Below are 22,724 nucleotides of genomic sequence, written 5' to 3'. Positions count from 1 at the left end.
CTTCAATTTGATCTACGCCTGCAGCTCGCGGCTCAGGTTGTACAGGGCCTGTTTCAGAGGTAGGAAGAACAGGGTCTCCGGCAGGGTTTCGTCGGAGGAAAGCTGGCGCTGGAACTGGTGCAGGCCTAGGCTTAAGCTGTCCTCAATTTCGCGCTGCAGAATGTCCTTCACGCGCTGACGGTCCACGTCTACGCCTACTTCGCGCAGGTAGGGCGCTACTTCGTCGCCTTCTAGCACGAGAGTGAGGTAGTGACGTACGTTTTCCAGCACCTGGTCTTTCAGCGCGGCATCTACCTGATTCAGTTTCAGGCGCTGCTGATTTAACTCAGTGCCTTCCACGGCACCGCTGTACTTCACCGGCTTGATGCTGTCGTAGTCCGAGGTATTCGACTTTTCCTCAAACAACACGCCGCCGTTCGTAGTGGCCTCCTTAGGGTTATCGGCCAGGATAACGCGGAAGTTGTGAGGCGGCTCGGTGCCGGTTACGGCGTGGAAAATGGCTTTCGTAATCTTCTCGATGGCCACCAACGAGCTACCACCGGCTAGCAGGCGCAGATAGAGGCTGCCTTTGCCCGAGAAGCAGAGGTAGCGCGGCGTTTTCAGGCCGAGGTGCTTGGTGAGCTGCGCCGTGTGGTAGATGATGCTGGTGTAGTGCAGGTAGAACAATACCCGCAGCTGCCGGCCTTTGCCGAGGCCTAGGGCCTGGGTAAAGCGTAGCGCATCATCGTATTTAAACAGCAAGCTAGTCACGTCAGCAGAACCAAAGTCGGTGTTACTGAGGGCGGCACGCAGGTAGCCCTTGTACTCCTGGTTTTGCTCGGAGTCGGGTAGGCTTTCCACGTGGCCTACGCCGAGGCGGAGCAGACCGTTCTGCTTGGGCGCGCCCTGCACGCGTGCGTACCCGTCACCCCACAGGTCGTCGCCGGCGAAGCGGAATGAAGTGCTGTAAGCCGGTTTCTGGTCGGCGAAGAGCAGTAGGTCCGTGGTGCCGCCGCCGATGTCGATGTTCACCACGTTTTCGTCGCGGTTGGGTACTACTTGGTTAGTGGCCGTGAGGTAGTAATACGGCGCCACCGACTCGGTGAGGCAGATGGTGGGGCGGCGCGTCTTGAACACCTGTTGGAACGACTCGTCCCACACCTGCTGGAACTGGTTGCGCAGGAAGCCATCGAAGCTCAGCGGCGCAAACCACACCACACGGGTATCTTCCAGAATACCACCGTGCAGGGCCGCCTTGTGACGGAGCAGCAACAGGATTTCCTTGAAGAAGGCCTCAATACGCGACACGCCCTGCGGGTCCAGCTCCGCTGACCATTTCAGGTTGGTAATGAAGCGGTTCTGGGGCAGCTCCGAAGCGTTTTCGGTGTTGATGCTGAAGCCGATGTTGATGTTGCTGAGCACCTTGGCGGGCTCGTTGGCGAACGACGTGGTTTCGCACACAGCTGTACGAATCGGAAATTCATACACCGAGCCTCCTTCACCCACGAAGGAGGGCACAAACTCGCGGTTTTGCAGGGTAGCAATGTAGGTCCAGATCTGCCCGGCGCCCGTGCGGTAGCGCTGGGCAGCCGAGAGGCCGGCATCGGCCACTGGTGCGTGCAGCCACTCTACCTGCACATCGGCCTCCCCAATAGTCAGCGGGCGCGGGTGCGCGGTGGGCGAATCGGCGTAGGCAATGTGGGTGTTGGTGGTACCAAAGTCCACCGCGAAGGTGAAGCGGCGGGTACCACGGTCCAGCTCACGCCAGCGCGGCACGAACAGGCCGCGGGCTGGCTCCGCGCCAATGGTGGCAGGCGGGCAGGTCAGTTCTACCAGGTCGAAGTGGGTGCCGGTAACCTCATAATAGGTGCTGCCGGCGGTGGCCATGCTTTTTTGGGTGCGCTCGTAGCGGGTGGCGCGGCGGGCGGCGCCCTGCTCCGTAATTCGCTCCCCGTTCACGAAGAACTGCAGGTCGTAGCGGCGGCTGAGCATGGTGGGCGAGTTGTCGGCATCCACCAGCATCACCTTGTAAAGGTCGTTGTACTCGGGCTGGTAGCGCACCTTATAGAAGGGGAACACGCCCACACCCACGGTGGCTCTCACAATGCGGCCCTTCTCCAGAATCTCGCGGCCCTGGGCATCCTTCGGGTTTTGCGGATTGGTGTAGTAGCTGCGCTCAAACGTGATGAAGCGGCCCGCCTGCACCGGCACCCGCAGCTGCACGCGCACATGGCTGAGGTCGATAGTAAAGGTGAGCAGCTCAGCTAGCTCGTTCTCCGTGAAGTACTCGAAGAAGGCTTGCTTTAGGGGCAGCAGGTAGGGAAAACGTGCCCGGCCTTGCCCGTCGGCCCCGTACTGGAACGTGACTTTACCGGTGTGGAAGCGCTGGGTGTTCAGTTCATAGGGCAGTTCTACCAGCGAATCTTCCAGTAAGTCGCCCACGGTGAGGTAGGGATACTTGAAGCCTTTGCCGGGCAGCACGCGGTTTTCCAGGGCTACTTCGTCGTGGTAAGGTACGGGCGTGCGGTCGTCCCAGGGCTGACCGTTGAGGTAGTTAGCGCCGGGCATCGTGAGGTTGGGGCGCAACACCAGTGGCCTAGGCCGGCCAGCAATAGCCTCGCGGGTGGGCTGGATGAACAGGTCGGAACTGGTTACGGCCGATTGGTCAGCGCGGCCGGGCAGCGGCACGTTCTTCACACTCACCAAGTTGCCATGCACATCTACCAGTGCGGGGTAGCGGGCAGCAAACTGTTGCGCGCTCCGGTCGCCCTGCATCTGGAGCTGGTTGATTTTGCTGCGGTCGAGCGAGGCGTATACGCTGCCGGCAAACTCGCGGCGCTGCAGCTGCGGGTAGGCCAGGAACAGCTCGTACACGAACTCGCGGAATTGCGGGTCACGGTCTTCGAGCAGCACGGTTTGCTTGTCGAAGTAGTGGCCGCGGGCCTGGGGACGCTCCAGGTCTAGGGGCTTCACCTCGGGACCGGTGAACAGGATAGTCAGCGGCGAGGTGCCGCCCAGTAGGCGCGTACCACCCGCTAGCTCCGGCGACTCATAATACACCAGGTACATATCGGTGAAGTCGCGGAACCGCTCGTCTTGCATGTATAGCTGCAGGGTTTCGCCCAGCAGGCGGGTGCCCTCCTCCTGCCGCATCCGACGAATTTCCGCCTCGGCATTCCAGCGGCGCAGTGTGATTTTGCGACCGGCTTGGGTGTATAGGTGGTAGTTGTAGAGCAGTTCCAGCAGGTCCCAGAAATGGGTCGTCAGCTCGTGGTACACCGAGCCGGGGTTGCGCTGCCCTTCGCGGGCCAGGAAGTCGAACGCCGTTTCAAACAGGTGCATCCGCGCAAACGGCGTCGGGATGCTCACGGCCAGGTTGCGGGACTTGCCGCCAGCCGGGTCCGTAACGGTATTGATTTCGGTGCTCGTTACCGGCGCCGTTTTCTGCCAGCCTTGAACTTGCTGGGAGCCATTATTATGTAAGCGAAGGACTTTGGCCATGTGCTGAGGAAGGACGTGTCAGTGGTAATGTTTGACTAATAGTCTATCGATATTTCTGCAATACCTTACTTATATTCTGATGTCTATCAGTTGCAAAATATGATTGTAAGCCTAGTCCAACATTCATTTCTTGAGTTGGAATAAATACCATGTCTGAAAAATCGTTGTGGTAGACGTACGAGTCTATCATACTGCCGTTGTTCAGTAAAAAAGTTACTTGAACCTGCCAACTACCTGGCAAGCGCCCCCGACCAGGCTTATACTGATCAAGTGTGCTAAAATCAGTAACTAATCTGCTGATAGTGGCTACATCCTTGATAATTACTGTATCATGAACAAGCGACGATGAACCAGCACTAGGCAAGAGAGCTACCGACTTGATTTCGGAGTTTTTGAGCACACGCAGTATTTCTCTAGCCTGCGTCATATGAGTTTCAGTGCTGCTGGCGTCCGTTATTATGCTGACAATCACAACTATCAAGACAACAATAGGACTTGCTACAAACAGGATTCGACATATTAGCTTGAATCCAAGCCAGACAAGCTTGCCTGTTTGTAGCATCCGACCAGAAGGCATATACCAAATACCTACACCACCTTTACCTTCTCCGCAAACGCCTTGTCGGTCACATCATAGAACAGCTCCAGCATCTTGCGGAAGTTGTCGGGTTCCTGGATGGACTTCTCGGTTTTGTTGAGGTTATCGAGGAGGTAGTTATGGCTGAGGCCTTTGTTAAAGAAGTCGTTCCACTTCTTCTCGACGGGCTTGCCGAGGATCATGGCGTTGAAGTCGTCAGTCTGCAGGTCGAAGGGACGGAAAGAACGACGGTTCTGGGCTAGCTCCTGCAACCACTGATCCACGCCCGAGTCCTGGCTGTGCAGGAAGCTATTCAACTCCCGGAAGATAGGCTCGTTGCGCATGGCATAGTCCAGCTTCAGGTTGTCGGCGTAGGGCGCCTTGTCGGTGGGCAGGTGCTGCTTGTGGTAGCGCGTGAAGTACAGGAACTGCGTGAGTTGCTTGGCAATGATTTCGCGCGACTCATCAGGCAGGTGGCTGAACTGGATTTCCGGCGCGTCGGCCTGTAGGCCATATTCGTGGAAGTGCGGGCCACCGGTGCGCAGCTCGGCGGGCGAATAGCGCATGAAATCCACGATGCTCAGGGCCGCCAGCAGTTCAATTACGTGCGCTTTGTTCTTCTGCTGGGTACCGCCGGGCTGATTTTCGTAGGGTGTATCGGGCGTGTCGGCGAGGTAGTACAGCGCGTCGAGGCCCTGAAGGTTGTGTTCGTAGTAGCTGAGCGCCGCTTTCGTTTTCGTCAGGAAGTTGTTGGAGTCGATGACGGCGTTGTCCTCGCTCTGCAGGGCGAAGTAGGGCATTACTGTTACGGCACCCGTAGGAGCGTCGCGCAGGTAGCGTGCATTGCTGAGGCGCGTGTTGGTGTCCTTCAGGTTCTTGAGCATGAGCGGGAAGCCCGCCGCGCCCGTACCGCCGAAGATGCTTGACACGAAGAATACCCGGTCGCCATCCTGGAAGTTATCGGCGAAGAACCGCATTTCGGGGCTTTCCACCAGCTTGTTGAGCACAATACTGCCTACGTTCGGGGAGCCGCGGAAGCCAATAGTCAGGGGGCTTTCCAGGTTATCTTGGGTGAAGAGCAAGTCCACCAAGCCTTTGGAGTCCACCGACAGGCCGTCGTAGCTCAGGTACTGCCGGAAGCTCTGGTTAATGCCGCCGAAGTCGAAGATGAAGGTATCCTTCACCGAGCCGTTCACATCCTGCGAAATGCCGCTCAGGGTGCTGATATCGGTCTTGAAGAAGCCTTCTTCCCGAGGGCCGAGACGCTTATAGATCTGCTGGTAGCTCTGCAGCAGCTGCACCGTGCGGTTCATGTCGCCGTTGTGAGCGTCGGGGTCAATGATGATAGGCACTACCCGGTCGCAGTTGGGCAGGTCAACGCCCGCGGCCAGCAGCATGGTGAGCGAGCGAATCACGCGGGAGCCCGTGCCGCCAATCCCGAATAAAAAGAGTTTAGCCATGATGGAGAGCTTAGAAGTCAGAACTTAGAGCTTAAACTGTATTCCCGTTATGCTCAGGGCAAAACACAGCTTACGCTCTCACTTCTAATAATTTAAAAAGGAGTAGTGCTGGCGTTGGTGGAGCCTTTGCGCAGAATCAGGGAGAGAATGAAGAACCAGAACACGCCCAGAATGGCATTCCAGGTAGCCAGCCAGTAGATGTAGCTATGCTCGGTTACTTGCTGGGCATTAGCCTGCCAGATGGCCACCACAAAGGCAATCAGGGCGTTCAGCACCAAGAAAATAGACCAATGGCGGCCCTTGTTGAAGGTAGCCACCCCTAGCGCCCGGTTGATGAGGTAGTAGAATACCAAAACCAGCGCCAGAGAAATACCCAGGTTCAGCAGGCCAATATTGGGGAAGATAACGTCGCGGTAAACGGGCGTATCGGCGGGCGGCTGGGGAGCACCGATGATTTCGTAGATGGAGCGGAACAGTGCTTTCATGGAAGGACGTTGCGCGAAGCTGCACTTCGCGAAGGGTTGAACGATGGGGGTTGAGCGAAATTGTAGGGGTAGGCGCCCACAGGCTTTTCGGCTGGGAGGCGGTGTACTGTTCTGTGGTTGAACGAAAATCGTTCCAACTGGTACAACCAATTGCGCTAGCCCCTGACGAGAAAACGGTTTGCGCTTTCTTACTCAGCGGGTTGTAGCGTCATGGGCAGCTCAAAAATTGAGCGTTTCTCCTCCCCTTGTTGCTCCAGCCCATCCAGAAGTGAGCTTAAGGCGAAGGTTTTAGGAGCGGGGGTGGCGTCGTTCTTGGTGGTCCACTGCGCAACCCAGGCCGGGCGCTGGTCTTGGAGGCGCAGCACGAGGGGGCGGGCCGCTTTGGGCTGCTTCGTCAGGCCTACCTTGGCAAAATGGGTGAACTTGCTTTCGGGGCCACTGCTGGCGCGGTTCTGATCAGAAGCGGCGAATACATCAAGCAGCCTGGCATCGGTATCCACACCCTGGAGTTTAAGGTTTTGCTTGAGGTAGGCCACGTCGCGGTACTGGCCAGGTAGGCCGCTTAGGTCCAGGCCTACTACAAATTCCACGGGTTGTTGGGCAGAGGCTTCGCTCACCGATACAACCCGATAGGTATCGGCGTTGCGCTTGCTGGCCCCGGCGTCGCCGTAGTACCAGCTGCCTTTGTTCTGAAATTTGTTGAGCAGGGAGTAGGTAGGCTGCGGGTACGTAACGCCAAAGTGAACCTGCTTAGCCGGCTGCTTTTCTAACAAGGCCTGATCAAACTGCCGCACCGCAGCAGCGGGACCCACGACCCAGATGTAGTAGGGAATTTCGGTGTCGCAGCAGTTGGTTTTCTTGCCTGAGGCTACTAGTGCGGGGTAGTAGGTGCCACGGAAATTCGAGGTGTATCCGTACACCGACACGGCCAAATCCGACTTCTCTCCGCTGCGGGAAAGAGCGTCGGCAATGTCGGTTTTGATGTAAGGAATGGCGCCAGCGTTTTTCGGAGAATAGATAAAGTCCGAGATGAGCACGCTCACGGTGCCCGGCCGGTAGTAATTCGTCATCAGCGTATCCAGCACCGAGGGAATGTCGGTGCTCTTGGCGGGCTGTTGAATGCCACTGCGCACGGTGCCGGAAATACCCTGGTAAGAATCCTTGTAGGGCTTCTCCTTAATGCGGAAAAACGTCTTCTGTCGGGCTGCTGAGCTGCGGTTTACCTCCGAAAGAAACTGTGCTACGTGCTGCTGAAACTTGGTATTCTCACCCCCTACCCCGGTTTTTGGCATAAACCCTTCCATTGAGCCCGATACTTCCAAGAACACGTTCACGGCCTGCAAGGGCTGATCTGCGGCCGTAGCTACTGACTCCGGTGTGCGGGCCGGAACCGCGCCGGGTGCTTCGGTGGGCGGCACGTTTTGGGGTATCTCGACGGCTCCTTCCTCCGACTTCATATCGGAGCGGGAGTAGCAGCCAGGCAGCAAAGCCAAGGTGAGGCCCAGAGTGGGCAACAGGCGGGAAAAGGAAGGTAGATGGCGCATCGGGCTAAAGTAACGACAATATGCGCTGCGCGGATACATATTTGGTGCACAAGTGAGCTGTTCGGTATGTAAGGCATCAAGCCGGTACCACGGGCGCCCCTCCTGAACAATCCCTACCCTTTCATAATCTAACAAGCCCTTGATGTGCGCACATCAAGGGCTTGTTAGATTATGAAGGGCCTAACAGAAGAGAATAAATGACTTCGTCGTGCCTTCGCGCCATGGCCGAACTGCGCCTAGCTATAATCTATTTCTGTGTTGTCGCCGATGTTAAGGCTGTGGCGGGTGCCTTTGAACAGAGCGTCGGAGCCCACAATACAGTCGTGCATGACGGCAGAGCGCAGCTCACTGTAAGAACCAATGATGGACTCGCTCAGGATAGTGTTCTTGACGATGGTCCGGTCGCCAATGGCCACGTTAGGACCAATGATAGAGCCTGAAATCTGGCAGTCGCGGCCGATGCTGACCGGCGGGATGATGATAGTATCCGGAAACTCGGGAAACTCGCGGCGCTTCAGAAACTCGGGGCGGTTGAGCAGGCGGGCGTTGGCTTCCAGCAGGCTGTCTTTGCGGCCGCAGTCAAACCAGTTATCCACCGAAGTCGTCACCATCTCGGCCCCATCCTGAATCATAAGCATGAGGGCATCGGTGAGCTGAAATTCGCCGTGTGTGCGCTGATCTTGGTCAATAATGCGCTCCAGGGCCGAGGCCAGCCAGTCGGGGTTAGCAATTTTGTAGAGGCCAACCAGCGCGTAGTTCGACTTCGGGATGCGGGGCTTCTCTACTACCTTGGTCACGCGGCCATTGGTGCCGGTTTCTACCAATCCGAACAACGACGGCGTTTTTACTTCTTTCACGGCCAGCACATTGCCGGGCGTGCGCATCATCTCGGGCAGGTCGGTGTCCACGATGGTGTCGCCAAGCAAAATTAGGATGCCTTCCTGCTCGTAGCGAAACTGCTCGCGGGCCAGCCAAAGGGCATGGGCAATGCCTTCGCGCGGTTCCTGAATAACGAAGGTGGAGCGCAACTGCGGATACTCGCGGCGCACATAGCTTTCCACCTTCTCACCGAGGTAGCCAATGATGAACACAAACTCCTGCACGCCAGCCTCCACCAACCGGTCGATGATGTGACCCAGAATGGTGTTGCCAGCCACCGGAACCAGCGTTTTGGGTTGGGTGTGCGTGTGCGGGCGTAAGCGTGAGCCGATGCCGGCTACGGGAATAACTGCTTTCATGCGAGAGAAATCGGGGAGCACCGACGCGCAAAATACAGAATCGGGGCGGAGCGCTACCTATCACAACCGCTCGGGTTTGAATTCGTACTTTGCTGCGGTGCCATGATGAAGCAACAAACATGGGATTTGGTTTCAGGAAATTACCCTAACTGCTCAAATCACCGTTTTACTGACTGGCTATCCTGCAGCTTAACCCTTTTACTTTTTACCTCTCCCAACTCATGAAACGTTTTCTGCTCTACTTCGCCGGTCTAGTGCTGCTGCTCTCGCAGTCCTCGTGCGGCTATAACTCCATGGTTCAGAAAGACCAGGCTGTGAAGGCTCAGTGGGCCAATGTGCAAAGCGCATACCAACGCCGCTCTGACCTGATTCCGAACTTGGTAAACACTGTAAAGGGCGCCGCCAACTTCGAAAAATCAACCCTGACGGATGTGGTAAACGCACGGGCCAAGGCATCCAGCGTTCAGCTCAACGCCGACCAATTGACGCCCGAAAACATTCAGCGTTTCCAAGAAGCTCAGAGCCAACTGAGCAGTGGCCTGGGCCGGTTGCTGGCCGTATCGGAAAACTATCCTGAGCTGAAAGCCAACGCCAACTTCCAGGAGTTGCAGGCCCAGATTGAAGGAACTGAAAACCGCATCAACGTGGAGCGTAACAAGTTCAACACCGTCACCAACGATTACAACGGGTACGTGAAGAGCTTCCCGAATAACCTCTTTGCCGGTATGTTCGGCTTTGCTGAGAAGCCTTACTTCGAGGCTGATGCCGCCTCACAGAAAGCACCTACCGTACAGTTCTAAGCTGGTTTGTTGGGGACTTGGGGACTTTTGCGCACGAGAACAGCCCGCCAGTGCGGTGTTATTTCTTTACGTTTTGAAGTCCCCAAGCCCCTAAATTCCCCCAAGTCCCCAACAGCCACCCATGACTAACCCTATTACCCCTGAGCAGGAAGCGGCCTTGGTAGCCGCTATTCGACAAGCCGAAATGCGCACCTCCGGCGAAATCCGGGTGCACCTGGAAGACACCTGCCCTACCCCCGAACCCCTTGACAGAGCCGCCCAGGTATTTGCCGAGCTGGGCATGCACCGTACCGCCCAGCGCAACGGGGTGTTGTTTTACCTGGCTTGGCAAAGCAGACAATTTGCCGTTATCGGCGACGCAGGCATCAACGCGGCCGTGCCTGATGATTTCTGGGAATCGGCCAAGGAGTCGGTGCTCCAGCTGTTTCGGGCCGAAAAGTACGTGGCAGGTCTGGAGCAGGGTATCCGGCTGGTGGGCGAACAGCTCCGCCGCTATTTCCCTTATGACGCCGCCACTGATAAAAACGAGCTCGACGACTCCATTTCGTTTGGCAGCACCCCGCCCCCGTCTCCGAGCGCATGAAGCCGACTCCATTCCGTTTGCCTTTCCTACCTATCTGGCTGCGGTCAGGCCTGCTGGTCCTTTTGCTGGTGCTTGCCCAGCTGGAGGGCCTGGCCCAGAACGTACCGCCCCGGCCTAACCCACCCCGCCTTGTCAATGACCTAGCGGGCATGCTGCGCCCCGATGAGGTAGCTCAGCTAGAGCGCAAGCTGGTGGCGTACAATGATTCCACCTCCTCACAGATTGCAGTAGTAACCGTGCCTACCCTCGGCGACTACGACATCTTCGATTACGCCCAGCAACTTTACCAGACTTGGGGAATAGGCCAAAAGAGCAACAACAACGGTATTTTGCTGCTGATTGCAGAGCAGGAGCACAAGGCCCGAATTCATACCGGCTATGGGCTGGAAGGTGCCGTGCCCGACGCCCTAGCCAAGCGCATCATTTCCAATACCATTGTTCCGGCTTTCCAGAAAGAACAGTACTACGCTGGCCTCGACCGGGCCACTGACCAGCTAATTGCCTTAGCTAAAGGCGAGTATAAAGCTGACCCTGCCACCCAACCCCAGGCCCGGCGCCGCTCCAATGATGACAGCGGCTCGGGCTGGATGTTCTGGCTGATTATTGGGGCGCTGATTCTGTTTATTCTGCTGCGCAACCGTGGCGGCGGAGGCGGGGGCTATGGCCGCCGCAACCGCGGCTTTGGGGGCACCTTCATCCCGCCCATCATCTTCGGCGACTTCAGCGGCGGCCGCGGTGTGTTCGGTGGCGGAGGTGGCTTCGGAGGGGGTGGAGGCGGCGGAGGCTTTGGCGGCTTCGGAGGGGGTAGCTCCGGTGGCGGCGGTGCCTCCGGCGACTGGTAAGCGAGATTGTACTTAGTATCATAAAAAAGTAGCCTCTACGCCGATTGGTGTGGAGGCTGCTTTTTTATGCTACGTGATTAATGTGCTTTGCGACAGGCAGTTAGAGCAGCATGTATTCTGGACATATCAGCTAGACAGGGTAAGTGAAATAGGTAAGTCTCTATTTCGCATTACGCTGGGCTTGGTAAAGCAGTGCTACAACTAGAATTATCAGTGTACTGCAGAATACATATAGGAGCAAGAGCGAGGGACCTTGTGTAGTCATTTTACTCCGATAGGTAGTCAGAATAGTGTACTCACTCAACCAATTATGCATAAATAAAGCGCTTTGCCGGAGTTGCTGGTCTTCCATAAGCTTGTGCTGAGCAACTGAATCTAGCAAAGCACCCGGTTTAGGAGGAACGAGTGATAATTCAGGATGTGTCAGGCTACCGGAGAAGGAACAGGCATCAATGGCAGGGAGGCTACCATCAGGAGCCAAGGTGGTGTAGAATATCCATAGTCCTTCTCTTACCGACGTGGCACAACTGCTATAGCCATTGTAAGTTCCTACGAGCACCTGTTGATCAATCTGTCCTTTAAATACATCCAGGACCTTCACTTGAAAGGAGTGGTTGGTATGCGAGAGAACTTGTCCAATAAAAACGTGTTGGTTTTTCCTAAGCTGCTCTTCAACGTGAGCGTAGGACCACTTTTCGCCACGAAGCAGTTGACACTCGCAAGCGCTGATAGCAGAACAGCGAAACACGCAGAGAATTATAATAAAAAGGATACGCGTTAGAATAGAATCGAGCATAAGCTTAACGGGCTATCTGAATAATAGCATGCCGAAAACGGCTGAACCTAGTAGATCGTGGCGAGGTGATATTATCATACTGCAGCAGTACGAGTCTGATTTGAGCGATACTTCTTGGCCGATAGTAGCATCAAACTTTAGCCATCCATTCCTTTCAAAGGGCCGAAAAGGCTGACAGAGCCTACTGCCTAATGGTCGCTCATGACACCTGCTTGTATTGCCAAGGGCAGGCGGTTTTCAGGGGGCGGAACTGGGCAAGAATAAAGGGGACTGTAGGCACAGAACGGGTTGTAAGCCTGGTTGAAGTCCAGTACGGCGTAGCCATTTTGAATTTGACCCTGGCGCATATCGAGGTAGCGGCCGCCCCCATAGCTGCCGTGGCCGTTGGTGCGGTCAGTGAAGGGAATGAACAGATAGTCTTGGTAGCCGGGTTTCTGTTTCAAGTCCAGGCTTTGATAAACGTTTAGCCTGAGTGCTTTGCCTTCCAGCGTAAAGTGCAGCTCTCCGTACTTCTGGTAAATCGGCCGGCGAGTAGTGCTGGTGGGCATAGGAAAGGGGGCTTGAGATGAGTCGCGCACGAAGCGGGCCACCACGCAGACGCTGTAGTTCGTGGGAAAGAAATTCAGGCCCGTAAACTTCTCCCGCACCGCGGGCGGCAGCGGCGACTCTTGGGGGTTGCGGTACTCCGCATTCAAGGTCTGCTGAAAGCTGATTACAGCTTGGGCGTGCTCAGTGGGGGTAGGGCGCGGCACTTGGGCAACACCAACTACCGAACAAAAAAGCATGAGCGCTAGCAGAAAGCAGGAATAAAGCTGATCCATGTCCGCAAGGTAGCACCGAAGCCCTCCCTCCTGTTGATTTCTACTTGCCTACAAGGCAGCGCGGAGCCAGCATCGACTGAAATGAAAATTCTGCTCAGCGGCCCAACTGTTTGGATACTCAGCCTACTCAGTTACGCGTTTGTACACCGGTAGCTCATAGAACGGGCGCAGCAGCTGCACTACATCTAGGGCATCGGCTAAGGCTTCGTGGGCCACCGTGTCGTCCTCGAAGCCGGCGCGGGCCTTGCAGGTTTGCATAGTAGGCAGGCGGGTGTCTTTGCGCCAGTTGAGGTAGAAGGCTGCTGGATCGAGCATAGCAGGCTCGGCGCGCACTAAAGTACCATAGCCGGGTAGCTCACGCAGAAAACCCAAATCAAAGGAGGCAATGTTCTTGCCGGCCATGGTGGCAACTACGCAGTTGTGCTTATCAGTTTTGAAGCCATTGGCCAGCAGAAATTCCCGGAGTTGAGGCAGCAACTCTTCCGGGGTGCAGAGTTCGGGGTTGGGCTCTTGTCGGGCTAGCTCTTGCAACAGGCGCGCATTCAGGGCCAGAGCACCGGCCGTGCCCACATACTCCGGATGACGCACCACCCGCCGAAAGGTTGGCAACTCGGGCAGGGGTAGCAGCTTCCTAGTATCTTCCACCACGGCGGCCAGTTCCAGAATCTGATGGCGCTGGGGCTTGCCGCCAGAGGTTTCAAGGTCAAGGGATAGGTAGCGCATAGAGTGAACCTGTACGCGGCACGGTGGCTAGGTGTTGGGATACTGTTGATTGCAAAGGCTATTGCTCTGCGATTAGCTTAAACAGTGCCCGTTTTAATCTAGCAGCTTTTGTAAATTAATAGTTTGCGGCAGGTGAAAAGCGGCTAAGAATAGGCACTGGTATGAATTGGTAATGCCTATAGCATCCCTACAAAGCCAGTAACGTAGAGCTAATTCTGCCTTCCGTACCTTCGCCTCATGACCGATTCTGCCGCTGCCCAGCCCCACAAGCTTTTCTTGCTCGACGCTTTTGCCCTGATTTACCGTGCCCATTTTGCCTTCAGCAAGAATCCGCGGGTGAACTCTAAAGGCCTCAATACGGGCGCTATTTTGGGCTTCACCAACACCCTGGTAGAAGTGCTCCAGAAAGAAAAGCCTACCCACATCGGCGTGGCCTTCGATGCTCAGAAGAAAACCTTTCGCCACGAGCAGTTTGCCGAATACAAGGCTCAACGCCAAGCTATGCCCGAGGATATTGGGTTGGCTATTCCCTACATCAAGCGCATCATTCAAGCCTTCAACATTCCCATTCTGATGGTGGATGGCTTCGAGGCCGATGATGTGATTGGCACCCTGGCCCAGCGCGCCGAAAAGCAGGGCTTTGGCGAGGTGTTCATGATGACGCCTGACAAGGACTACTGCCAGCTCGTGACGGACTGCATCAAGATTTACCGGCCCGCCTTCATGGGCAACGCTGCCGAGGTGCTGGACGTGAAGCACGTGCTGGAGCGCTTCGAGATTGAGCGCGTAGAGCAGGTAATTGACATTCTGGGTCTGCAGGGCGACGCCTCCGACAACATTCCCGGCATTCCGGGCATTGGCGAGAAAACCGCCAAAAAGCTGGTGCAGGAGTTCGGCTCGGTGGAAAACCTGATTGCCAATGTGGATAAGCTCAAGGGCAAGCAGCAGGAAAACGTGCGCAACTTCGCCGAGCAGGGCCTGCTAAGCAAGGAGCTGGCCACCATCCACCTCGACGTACCCATTGAGTTTCACGAGGAAAACCTGCGCCTGGAGCAGCCCAACGTGGAGCAATTGCAGCAGCTGTTCGAGGAGCTGGAGTTTCGGCAGCTGGCGGCTCGGGTGCTGGGCGGGGGTAGCGCCGCTGGCACCGCGGCTGCGCCTGACCGGGCCAACCCACGAGCCGGCTCACGCCGTCCGCGCGTGGCGGAGGGCCAGGGCAGCCTGTTTGCTTCCTCAGCCGATGCGGCCGTGGGTATTGCTGCCGAAGAAGGCGAAACCGGCTCCTTCGGGGCGCCTGCCGGTCCGCGCCTAACTCTGCAGGACGTACCGCATCAGTACCATCTCATCGACACGCCCGAGCTGCGCCAGAGTCTGCTGAAGTTTCTGCTCCAGCAAACTGAAGTCAGCTTCGACACCGAAACCACTGGCCTCGACACCATGACGGCCCGACTGGTGGGCCTATCCTTCTGCTGGCTGCCCGGCGAGGCCTATTACGTGCCCGTTCCCCACGACGACCAGGCCGCTGCCCAGACCCTGGTGGACGAGTTCCGGCCCTTCTTCGATGCCGAGCAGATTATGAAAGTGGGCCAGAACATCAAGTACGACCTTACCATCCTCAAGCACTACGGCGTAACCATGCGCGGCAAGCTGTTCGATACTATGCTGGCGCACTACCTGCTGGAGCCCGACATGCGCCACAACATGGATGTGCTGGCCGAAACCTACCTGCACTACACGCCCGTGAGCATTCTGGAGCTGATCGGCCCGAAAGGCAAAAACCAGAAAACCATGGCCGACCTACCCCCCGCCGAAGTGTCGGACTATGCCTGCGAGGACGCCGACGTGACTCTGCAACTCAAGCACGTGTTCGAGCCCATGCTCAAGGAAGTAGGCTTGCTTGACTTGCTGAACGAGGTAGAAAACCCACTAGTGCCCGTGCTGGCCGACATTGAGTACGAGGGCGTGAAGATTGACTCCTCGGCCATGGGCGAATATTCGGCCGAGCTGCAGGGGTACATCCAGGACATCGAGAAGCAGATTTTCTCAGAGGCTGGGCAGGAGTTCAACATTGGCTCCCCGAAGCAGTTAGGCGAAGTCTTGTTCGATAAAATGGGCCTGGGCGGCGGCAAAATCAAGAAAACCAAAACCGGCCAGTACGCTACCGGCGAGGAAATCCTGAGCCAGTTGGCCGCCGACGCGCCCATTGCTGGCCTGATTCTGGAGCACCGCCAGCTCACCAAGCTGCGCTCTACCTATGTGGAGGCCCTACCCCAGCTGGTGTGCGAAACCGATGGCCGGGTGCATACCTCCTTCAACCAGGCCGTAACGGCCACTGGCCGCCTCTCCAGCACCAACCCCAACCTGCAAAACATCCCAATCCGCACCGAGAAAGGCCGGGAAATCCGCAAGGCTTTCGTGCCGCGCGACGAGCAGCATGTGCTGCTGGCCGCCGACTATTCGCAGGTAGAGCTGCGCATTATGGCCGACTTCTCGGGCGACCAAACCATGATTGAGGCCTTCCGCCAGGGCCTCGACATTCACACCAGCACAGCCAGCAAGGTATTCCACGTGCCTCTGGACCAGGTGGATGGTGAGATGCGACGCAAGGCCAAAACCGTCAATTTCGGTATCATCTACGGCATTTCGGCCTTCGGGCTGGCCCAGCGCATCGGCATTTCGCGCAAGGAAGCCACCGACATCATCGACACTTACTTCGAGGAGTTTTCGTCGGTGAAGAAGTTCATGGACGACAGCATCAACAAGGCACGGGAGTTGGAGTACGCCACTACCCTGCTGGGTCGCCGCCGCTACCTCCGCGACATCAACTCGCGCAACGCTACCCTGCGCGGCTACACCGAGCGCAACGCCATCAACGCTCCCATTCAGGGCACTGCTGCCGACATCATCAAGAAAGCCATGATCAATATCCATGAGTGGCTGATTCAGGAGAAGCTCGGCACCAAGATGATTCTGCAGGTGCACGACGAACTGGTGTTCGACGCCGTGCAGGAAGAGGTAGAGTATATCACGCCCAAAATCAAGGAGCTGATGGCTACTGCCCTGCTCCTACCCCATGGCGTGCCGCTAGAGGTGGAGGTAGGCACCGGCCGCAACTGGCTGCAGGCCCACTAAATCCGCACCCTTTCACCGCAAAAAGCCCCGTTCCGACTGACTAGACAGGCCGGCGCGGGGCTTTTTCTGGGACCCAGGATTACTTTACTGCCGAACAAACCGGTAGGTATACGTCATGATTGAATCTGGGGTCTGGATTTCGGGCGTTTCCAGCAGCATGGTGGTAGCATTGAGTTCCCGGATATGCAACGGTCCTGTTACGGCTCCGGTGTAGGGAAACTGCACTCTTCCCTGATGGTTTATAGACAGCTTGGTATCTTGCTCCAGCAGTTGCCAGGTGCCCCACTCTACCAGGGCAGGCTGTGGCGTTGTGCAGAGCGTGCCGCTTTTGTCCCACTGTAGCTTACTGGTTGCCTCGAAGCGGTACACGTCATCTGCCTCGCATTCCCTCCCGGTTATAAATTCCAGATGGATGGGGGCTTTATCGGCTGCTGCGCGCGTATTGTACGTGTAGTTGGTCATCCGCCAGCCACCTGCTGAAAGCCACGTCTCGCGTTGGCTAAGCACAGTTTCTTTTTTGGAGCAAGCACTCAGGCCGAGTAGTATGGCAAGGCAGATACTGGATTTTCTAATCAACATAGGTCTAAGAATGAAGTGAATGTCGCTTTGTTTCCTCTTGACCGGACGCTTGGCATTGCATGCCCGCCCGGTTATTTATTGATTTGATTCGTCCAGGAGCGTCGGGCGGTATATCCGACCGGGTAGCTTAACGCGGCGCTTCAGGCACCGGACCCTGAACCTCACCAGAAGCGGAGTCCCATCTTCAGGCTAGAGTATCCGCCCCGGTCAGTTAGGCGTATAGCCTACGGCCGGGCTTATCCTGGCGCAACCTATATGCTGGAGAACTCACACACAACCACCTTGCAAAACGTTGCCCGCGGCGTATTAGGGTCTTTCATGATTGTAGCCGGCACGGGTCACCTCACCTTTGCCCGCCAGGAGTTTCAGGCCCAGGTACCCGACTTTGTACCCTTAAGCAAGGACACTACTGTGCTGGCGTCGGGGGTAGTAGAAATCGGGCTGGGACTGGCGTTGCTGGCATTAAAAGGACAGAATCGCGTACGGATGGGCATCGGGTTGGCCGCGTTTTACGCCGCTGTGTTCCCGGGCAACATTCACCAGTACACCCACCATATTTCTGCTTTCGGCCTCGATACGGACGCCAAACGCTTCGGGCGGCTGTTCTTCCAGCCGGTGCTAATGGGTTGGGCTTTGTGGTCTACGGGAGCAGTAGCGACATTGCGGAAACACCGTAATTAAATCTACTAGCAGGTTACACATACAATCTACCAGCATCAGGGCCGCGCCTTCACACAGCTTGTTGTGAGGCGCGGCCCTCATATTTAGCAGTCACTTACTCAAGGCAGACGGGTAAATGTAGCTTGTTCAATCCCAAGGCAATCGTAGTTGAGCTCGTTGTAATTAGGATCAATAAGCTACTTAAGTAACGCGGCAGCTAAACTATAAGGAGTCTTTATTGTAAGTAAAGTGACCCGTTATTTTTTATTGTAATAGCTCACTACGGATTCTACTTACACTATTTTACTCTCTTAAACGTAAGCTCCCTCGTATAAAGAGTATCCTGATTAAATGATTTGTATTGGCGCGTCATTATAATATGCGAATCATCTAATTTGCTTGATTGATAATCGTAGCCCATTTCCCAAGCTACCCATCCCCAAGTGGATTTAATTTGAAGCTTGGTATTAGTATCGCATAAGTGCCACGTACCTATTGCTTCGTTTTTGCTTTGCTGGGAGAAATTAAGGCCGTGAGTACAGGTACCATCCAATTGTGTCCATAGAACTCGGCCATCACTGGCTAAAGTGTACTCATCCAATCCAAAGCAGGGCCTAAAAATAGTTGTTAATTGGCTATCGCTGCTATTGATAGCCTTTGCTTCAATTGTGTATTCAGATAGGCGCCATGTGGAACCGTTTAGCTCTTCACCTGGCAATATTTTATCCTTTTTGCAAGACATTATAGCGGAGCTTGCGGTAAGCAGAAATAAATGCAGTCGAAGTTTCATGGAGAAGGGATAATGATCTAAAAACAATTGTGAGGGCATGACCATAGCCTAATGTCAATAGTTGCACCAGTGCTGTTAATTTCTGTTTCCGTTAAATAATCCCTTGCTTCCACATGAAATATGCCCATAACCTGTAAGGCTATTTCGAGTTTAAGCTTTATGATTAATAGAGAAATGCAACAGCCTGGCGCTTCGTTTGACGTAGTGGTAATTGGGGCCGGACCGGTAGGATTGGCATGCGCCTTGGAAGTGCAGCGCCGCGGCTTTTCCGTAGTGACCGTGGACAAGGGCGCGCTGGTAAACTCTATCATCGGCTACCCCAACAACATGGAGTTCTTCTCCACGCCGGAGTTGCTTGAAATTGGCGGACACCCCTTCCCGACTAGCCACTACAAGCCCCTGCGCGAAGATGGCCTCGACTATTACCGTCGGGTAGCCTTCACTGAAAACCTGAACCTGCGCCTTTACGAGCGGGTAGTAAGTCTGGAAGGTGAGCCGGGCCGCTACGAAGTAGTAACAGAGAAAGCCCGCATTGGCTGCCGCTACGTGATTATAGCTACGGGTTTCTATGATGTACCTAACTATCTGCATGTACCCGGCGAAGACCTTCCCCACGTTACGCACTACTACAAAGAGCCCTACCCCCATACCGGCCAGCAGGTGGTAGTGGTGGGGGCGAAAAATTCCTCGGCCAAAGCCGCCCTGCAGTTGCTGCGCGCCGGCGCCGACGTAACGATGGTGGTGCGCGGGCCGGAAATCAGCCAATCGGTGAAGTACTGGATCCGGCCCGACCTCATCAACCGCATCAAGGAAGGCCGCATCAAGGCGCTTTTCAACACTAGCATCCAGCGCATCACCCCGGAAACGGTGGAGGTACAAACTCCGGAAGGCCCGCAAATCTTGCCGGCTACCTACGTGTACGCCCTCACCGGCTACCACCCCGATTTCGAGTTCCTGGCAGCCTTGGGTATCACCTGCCAGACTGATGCTGCTCAAACTCCCACTCATGATGCCGATACTCTGGAAACCAACCGCCCCGGCGTGTACTTGGCCGGCACCGTGTGCGGGGGCCTCAACACCAGCCGCTGGTTTATCGAGAATGGACGCTACCACGCCCAAGTAATTGCAGCGCGCCTAGCCGGCGAAACCCCACCGGAGTTACCCGAAGTACTACAACCGGTACAGCTGAGCGAGTAAGAACAATCAATAAAAAAAGCCTTCCTGCAATAGCAGGAAGGCTTTTTAGCGTAACCGAGAATAGCTTACGGGAACCGCACGCCCCGATAATCGTTCGGGTTTACAGTTTGTATGCTAGAGCCATACTTGGCATTGATGGCATTAATCATTTCGTTAGCAATAATGGCGTAGCCGCGGGGCGTGGGGTGCACACCATCCAGTGAGAACAAGTTACCGGAAATGAAGGCTGCCGTATTGTTTACAGCATCCGATACGATACCCGTAGTAGCAACACGGGAGAAGAAGGCGTTGGCATCGAAGATAGCCAGTCCTTTTTCGTTGGCTTTAGCGGTTAGCGCATTGTTGAAAGCTGTGGTAGCTGACTTTACCACTGCCTGCTCTGCATCATCCAACACAAGCGTACTCGGGAAGGGATTCTCGGCGGAAGCCCCAAATGCCTTAGTGGTATCAACGCCTTGAATAGCCAAGAACACACCTAAGGTGATAGTTGGGGGTAGAGAAGTGCGTGCTTGATTATACACGTCGCGCCATGCTTTGCCATTGTTGGGCCGGCCAAACAAAGTTACATAGGGCGACGCCGTAAGGGTAAACAGCTGCTTGCCGTTACCGTTTGCATCTCTGATATCCGTAACAGGAATGGATTTGCGGGTAGCAGGAGTACCCGGCGTTGTAGAGAAAGCACCAGTGGTAACTACAATAGCAGGCACATTAGCCGCCGCCAGGGTAGCCCGGAAGGCAGGGCCTACCGTGGTAAAGAAGGGCACGTTCGTGACATCAGGGATGGTAGCAACCAGCCCCTTGGCACCATTGGCAGTCAGTGCATTGATGAGCTTGCTGTTCTTATCCGTGAAGTCAGCCAGTGGTGTCAGGAAGCTAGCCGCAGCGCCGGCTGTAGCATACCCGAGCACGTCATTATTTCCAACCCAGCTAGTGAAGAAGGTAGGGTTAGAGGCAGCCACCCGCTCCAAGTACGTCTGGTCGCTTCCGGCAGGCGTAATACGCTCAAAGTAGGAGTTGAAAATAGGAGTTGGCGCCAACAGGTTTCCGCCTGTTGAAGCAACATTACCAAATCCTTTGGTTTCAATATCTGACATGCGAATACCGGGCACACCTAAGTTGTTCACAGGCTCGGTATATTTCGTATAGATCAACTGAGGGTTAGAAGCCGGGCTTGTGCGTGTTACTACCCTATCCCGCACAGCTAAGTTAGTTGTTACGTTCGCCGTAGTAGGAGAGCCAGTGCTGGTGAAACCCGTAAGACGCAGGTAGCCCGAGCCATTCTCCTGTCCCGTCTGGAATAGAGGCTGGGTGAAGTCTCCACCACCAACGGCTTTGAACTGTTGGGCCAGCAGGTTAGGGTAGGAGCTTTGTTGGCCCTCTAGGTAAAGTCCACCATCGGAGAAACCGGCCGTGAGCGAGTTACCGACGGCAATGTAGCGGGTGAAATCGGCGGAGCCTTTGCTGGTTTCGATATCGTCCAGCTCAGGCTGGCAGCTAACCAAAGCCAGACCCAGCAGAGACAGGGCCGGTGCGGTGCGTTTGAAGAAAGTATACATGGGAATTCTGGGGAGAGCTTAGAAAGTGTAGTTCAGGCCAATGCCCGGAATCAGAACGCGGGTTTTGTAAGTACCTGCTACTCGGTCGGCAGTGTTGTTAGCTACCAAGTCAGCTTCGGTCTGGGTGCGCTTTTTCAGATCCACGAACTGGCCCGAAAGATCTACCCCAAACTTGCCGAACTTATAAGAAGCACCCAAGGTCAGGCCGAGGCGGTCAGCGTCGGGGGTTTCTGGCGTCACGAAACCGTCTTTCACCGGTGAGAAGTCATAAGAAGCACCACCGCGCACGGTCAGGCCGCTGGTAAGCTGGTACTGGCCGCCCAGGCGCAGGGTCACAGCATCCTTATACTCGCGGCGCGATACGCTTATGTTAGAACCACCTACTTGGCCTGAGGTAGATACCAATCCACCGGCGCCGTTGTTGCCACGGAAATCAAACTGCAGCGTTTTGTAGGCGCTCCACTCCACGTAGTTTACGTCTACCCCAATGGTCAGCTTTTCATTGGGCGTAATACCAACTCCCAAGCTATAGGTAGCGGGCAGGGGTAGGGTAGCATCAAATTCGTTAGCCGTAAAACGGCTACCTAGGGTAGTAGGTACATTGCTGAACTTTACGTCGCCGCCTTCTACCTGCGCATCGATTTTAGAGCGGTAGCTGGCGCCTACGCTGATCTTATCCGACGGGCGGTAGTAGATACCACCATTGAAACCAATTTTGGTGGTAGCCTTGCCGTCGAGTTCCACGTGGGCCGGGCCGCTGCCAGGAGCACCCTCCACCGGAATATCCTTCTGCAGATTTACTGCTCCGTAGGCCAGAATCACTACCCCCGCACCTACGCTCAGGCGGTCAGTAATGGCATAGCTCACAGTGGGCTGCACATAAACCGATTTCAGATCAATACCGGTAAGGGAGTAGCGTCCTTCCCAGCCATCAGCATACTCGACTTTATTACCGAAAGGCGTATAGACAGCAATACCAGCGGCAAACTTGCGGTCTTCGGAGGTGAAGCCAGCGTACAGGTTGAAAGGGGTTACAACGTTGTTTTTCAGCTCGCGCTGCGGACCGCCGTACTGCGAGCGGAAGGCCTGCCGGGCAATAGTAGCATTTACACCTACCTGAACGCCACGCTCTTTGGCCATAGTTAGGGCGCCGGGGTTGTAGAACATGGCCGCTTGGTCCAGCGACAAGCCTACGCCTACGCCGCCCATGCCGTTGTTCTTCTGGCCGGCCAGGGTTACCTGGTAGCCACCCGCCGAAGCCGCCGTACCCGAAAGTAGCGCCCCTCCTGCGAGGAGTAGAGATTTTAGATTCATACGAATGAAATGAGTGAGAATTTGGGGGGTTTGTGGCCTAAATGTAAGTAGAAAAACGAAGTTTAGTCGGCGTGCCGAGTAAGTTTAAAATCGTGTTTGAGCACCTGTAACCGCTTTTTTTCGCTACCGTTTATTAGGCACAAGCTA

General features: G+C 55.6%; 19 protein-coding genes. 6 read left to right on the top strand and 13 right to left on the bottom strand.

Annotated features, from left to right (window positions below; translation table 11 throughout):
* Nucleotides 1–12: 12 nt before the first annotated feature.
* The 6 genes from DNI29_RS14880 to DNI29_RS14855 form a co-directional block, all read right to left on the bottom strand.
* Nucleotides 13–3,480 carry an acetate and sugar kinases/Hsc70/actin family protein gene (locus DNI29_RS14880; RefSeq protein WP_110978914.1) on the bottom strand — a complete coding sequence of 1,156 codons (3,468 nt, stop codon included), beginning with the start codon at nucleotides 3,478–3,480 and terminating at the stop codon, nucleotides 13–15.
* A 43-nt stretch (nucleotides 3,481–3,523) separates the two neighbouring features.
* A complete protein-coding gene (locus tag DNI29_RS14875; protein ID WP_110978913.1) occupies nucleotides 3,524–4,042 on the bottom strand; it encodes a hypothetical protein in 519 nt (172 codons plus the stop codon).
* A gap of 26 nt (nucleotides 4,043–4,068) precedes the next feature.
* The gene (locus tag DNI29_RS14870) at nucleotides 4,069–5,517 is read right to left on the bottom strand and encodes a hypothetical protein (RefSeq protein ID WP_110978912.1); all 1,449 of its coding nucleotides are present in this window, start codon (nucleotides 5,515–5,517) and stop codon (nucleotides 4,069–4,071) included.
* Between the two features lie 92 nt (nucleotides 5,518–5,609).
* Nucleotides 5,610–6,002 (bottom strand): hypothetical protein, encoded by a 393-nt coding sequence (locus DNI29_RS14865; protein WP_110978911.1) that lies wholly within the window; start codon nucleotides 6,000–6,002, stop codon nucleotides 5,610–5,612.
* A 188-nt stretch (nucleotides 6,003–6,190) separates the two neighbouring features.
* On the bottom strand, nucleotides 6,191–7,546 hold the full coding sequence (locus DNI29_RS14860; protein WP_110978910.1) for a hypothetical protein: 1,356 nt from the start codon (nucleotides 7,544–7,546) through the stop codon (nucleotides 6,191–6,193).
* 236 nt (nucleotides 7,547–7,782) lie between these two features.
* Nucleotides 7,783–8,784 carry a sugar phosphate nucleotidyltransferase gene (locus DNI29_RS14855; protein WP_110978909.1) on the bottom strand — a complete coding sequence of 334 codons (1,002 nt, stop codon included), beginning with the start codon at nucleotides 8,782–8,784 and terminating at the stop codon, nucleotides 7,783–7,785.
* A gap of 221 nt (nucleotides 8,785–9,005) precedes the next feature.
* Between DNI29_RS14855 and DNI29_RS14850 the strand changes: the two genes are divergently transcribed.
* From DNI29_RS14850 to DNI29_RS14840, 3 genes are all read left to right on the top strand, one after another.
* Complete coding sequence (locus tag DNI29_RS14850) at nucleotides 9,006–9,584, top strand: LemA family protein (RefSeq protein WP_110978908.1); 579 nt, start codon at nucleotides 9,006–9,008, stop codon at nucleotides 9,582–9,584.
* A gap of 121 nt (nucleotides 9,585–9,705) precedes the next feature.
* Entirely contained in the window at nucleotides 9,706–10,167 is a 462-nt protein-coding gene (locus DNI29_RS14845; RefSeq protein WP_110978907.1) for a TPM domain-containing protein, read from the top strand.
* Entirely contained in the window at nucleotides 10,164–11,009 is an 846-nt protein-coding gene (locus DNI29_RS14840; protein WP_110978906.1) for a TPM domain-containing protein, read from the top strand. Before DNI29_RS14845 ends, DNI29_RS14840 begins: the two co-directional genes overlap by 4 nt.
* Nucleotides 11,010–11,169: 160 nt before the next feature.
* Here DNI29_RS14840 and DNI29_RS14835 read toward each other — a convergent pair whose 3' ends face one another.
* From DNI29_RS14835 to DNI29_RS14825, 3 genes are all read right to left on the bottom strand, one after another.
* Nucleotides 11,170–11,805, bottom strand: a complete 636-nt coding sequence (locus DNI29_RS14835; protein ID WP_110978905.1) for a hypothetical protein — start codon at nucleotides 11,803–11,805, stop codon at nucleotides 11,170–11,172.
* Nucleotides 11,806–11,993: 188 nt separating this feature from the next.
* On the bottom strand, nucleotides 11,994–12,590 hold the full coding sequence (locus DNI29_RS14830) for a DUF1684 domain-containing protein (protein ID WP_202910473.1): 597 nt from the start codon (nucleotides 12,588–12,590) through the stop codon (nucleotides 11,994–11,996).
* Between the two features lie 159 nt (nucleotides 12,591–12,749).
* The gene (locus DNI29_RS14825; protein ID WP_110978903.1) at nucleotides 12,750–13,349 is read right to left on the bottom strand and encodes a 3'-5' exonuclease; all 600 of its coding nucleotides are present in this window, start codon (nucleotides 13,347–13,349) and stop codon (nucleotides 12,750–12,752) included.
* 237 nt (nucleotides 13,350–13,586) lie between these two features.
* On the opposite strand from DNI29_RS14825, the gene polA reads away from it, so the two are divergent.
* A complete protein-coding gene (gene polA, locus DNI29_RS14820) occupies nucleotides 13,587–16,481 on the top strand; it encodes a DNA polymerase I (RefSeq protein ID WP_110978902.1) in 2,895 nt (964 codons plus the stop codon).
* Between the two features lie 84 nt (nucleotides 16,482–16,565).
* Here the strand turns inward: polA and DNI29_RS14815 are convergent, their stop codons facing one another.
* Nucleotides 16,566–17,060: a hypothetical protein gene (locus tag DNI29_RS14815; protein WP_123823266.1), complete on the bottom strand. Its 495-nt coding sequence runs from the start codon at nucleotides 17,058–17,060 to the stop codon at nucleotides 16,566–16,568.
* Between the two features lie 255 nt (nucleotides 17,061–17,315).
* Between DNI29_RS14815 and DNI29_RS14810 the strand changes: the two genes are divergently transcribed.
* A complete protein-coding gene (locus DNI29_RS14810; protein ID WP_110978900.1) occupies nucleotides 17,316–17,741 on the top strand; it encodes a DoxX family protein in 426 nt (141 codons plus the stop codon).
* Between the two features lie 277 nt (nucleotides 17,742–18,018).
* On the opposite strand, the gene DNI29_RS14805 is transcribed toward DNI29_RS14810, so the two are convergent.
* Nucleotides 18,019–18,510 (bottom strand): hypothetical protein, encoded by a 492-nt coding sequence (locus DNI29_RS14805; RefSeq protein ID WP_110978899.1) that lies wholly within the window; start codon nucleotides 18,508–18,510, stop codon nucleotides 18,019–18,021.
* A gap of 159 nt (nucleotides 18,511–18,669) precedes the next feature.
* Here DNI29_RS14805 and DNI29_RS14800 point away from each other — a divergent pair, with 159 nt between their 5' ends.
* On the top strand, nucleotides 18,670–19,707 hold the full coding sequence (locus DNI29_RS14800; protein WP_238388101.1) for a YpdA family putative bacillithiol disulfide reductase: 1,038 nt from the start codon (nucleotides 18,670–18,672) through the stop codon (nucleotides 19,705–19,707).
* Between the two features lie 65 nt (nucleotides 19,708–19,772).
* On the opposite strand, the gene DNI29_RS14795 is transcribed toward DNI29_RS14800, so the two are convergent.
* Both DNI29_RS14795 and DNI29_RS14790 read right to left on the bottom strand, forming a co-directional pair.
* On the bottom strand, nucleotides 19,773–21,263 hold the full coding sequence (locus DNI29_RS14795; protein ID WP_110978897.1) for an SGNH/GDSL hydrolase family protein: 1,491 nt from the start codon (nucleotides 21,261–21,263) through the stop codon (nucleotides 19,773–19,775).
* 18 nt (nucleotides 21,264–21,281) lie between these two features.
* Nucleotides 21,282–22,577, bottom strand: a complete 1,296-nt coding sequence (locus DNI29_RS14790) for an OmpP1/FadL family transporter (protein ID WP_110978896.1) — start codon at nucleotides 22,575–22,577, stop codon at nucleotides 21,282–21,284.
* Nucleotides 22,578–22,724: the final 147 nt, after the last annotated feature.

The organism is Hymenobacter sediminis (assembly GCF_003231285.1).
In the GTDB taxonomy this organism is placed as follows: domain Bacteria; phylum Bacteroidota; class Bacteroidia; order Cytophagales; family Hymenobacteraceae; genus Hymenobacter; species Hymenobacter sediminis.
This window is presented reverse-complemented; position numbering and strand designations above follow the sequence as displayed.

Excerpts from the sequence above, each read along its gene's own strand:
- DNI29_RS14860 (WP_110978910.1), bottom strand. The coding sequence starts at position 7,546 with ATGCGCCATCTACCTTCCTTTTCCCGCCTGTTGCCCACTCTGGGCCTC.
- DNI29_RS14830 (WP_202910473.1), bottom strand. The coding sequence starts at position 12,590 with ATGCTTTTTTGTTCGGTAGTTGGTGTTGCCCAAGTGCCGCGCCCTACC.
- DNI29_RS14795 (WP_110978897.1), bottom strand. The coding sequence starts at position 21,263 with ATGTATACTTTCTTCAAACGCACCGCACCGGCCCTGTCTCTGCTGGGT.
- DNI29_RS14870 (WP_110978912.1), bottom strand. The coding sequence starts at position 5,517 with ATGGCTAAACTCTTTTTATTCGGGATTGGCGGCACGGGCTCCCGCGTG.
- DNI29_RS14855 (WP_110978909.1), bottom strand. The coding sequence starts at position 8,784 with ATGAAAGCAGTTATTCCCGTAGCCGGCATCGGCTCACGCTTACGCCCG.
- DNI29_RS14865 (WP_110978911.1), bottom strand. The coding sequence starts at position 6,002 with ATGAAAGCACTGTTCCGCTCCATCTACGAAATCATCGGTGCTCCCCAG.
- DNI29_RS14805 (WP_110978899.1), bottom strand. The coding sequence starts at position 18,510 with ATGAAACTTCGACTGCATTTATTTCTGCTTACCGCAAGCTCCGCTATA.
- DNI29_RS14790 (WP_110978896.1), bottom strand. The coding sequence starts at position 22,577 with ATGAATCTAAAATCTCTACTCCTCGCAGGAGGGGCGCTACTTTCGGGT.
- DNI29_RS14850 (WP_110978908.1), top strand. The coding sequence starts at position 9,006 with ATGAAACGTTTTCTGCTCTACTTCGCCGGTCTAGTGCTGCTGCTCTCG.
- DNI29_RS14835 (WP_110978905.1), bottom strand. The coding sequence starts at position 11,805 with ATGCTCGATTCTATTCTAACGCGTATCCTTTTTATTATAATTCTCTGC.
- DNI29_RS14825 (WP_110978903.1), bottom strand. The coding sequence starts at position 13,349 with ATGCGCTACCTATCCCTTGACCTTGAAACCTCTGGCGGCAAGCCCCAG.
- DNI29_RS14800 (WP_238388101.1), top strand. The coding sequence starts at position 18,670 with ATGATTAATAGAGAAATGCAACAGCCTGGCGCTTCGTTTGACGTAGTG.
- DNI29_RS14815 (WP_123823266.1), bottom strand. The coding sequence starts at position 17,060 with ATGTTGATTAGAAAATCCAGTATCTGCCTTGCCATACTACTCGGCCTG.
- polA (WP_110978902.1), top strand. The coding sequence starts at position 13,587 with ATGACCGATTCTGCCGCTGCCCAGCCCCACAAGCTTTTCTTGCTCGAC.
- DNI29_RS14875 (WP_110978913.1), bottom strand. The coding sequence starts at position 4,042 with ATGCTACAAACAGGCAAGCTTGTCTGGCTTGGATTCAAGCTAATATGT.
- DNI29_RS14845 (WP_110978907.1), top strand. The coding sequence starts at position 9,706 with ATGACTAACCCTATTACCCCTGAGCAGGAAGCGGCCTTGGTAGCCGCT.
- DNI29_RS14880 (WP_110978914.1), bottom strand. The coding sequence starts at position 3,480 with ATGGCCAAAGTCCTTCGCTTACATAATAATGGCTCCCAGCAAGTTCAA.
- DNI29_RS14810 (WP_110978900.1), top strand. The coding sequence starts at position 17,316 with ATGCTGGAGAACTCACACACAACCACCTTGCAAAACGTTGCCCGCGGC.
- DNI29_RS14840 (WP_110978906.1), top strand. The coding sequence starts at position 10,164 with ATGAAGCCGACTCCATTCCGTTTGCCTTTCCTACCTATCTGGCTGCGG.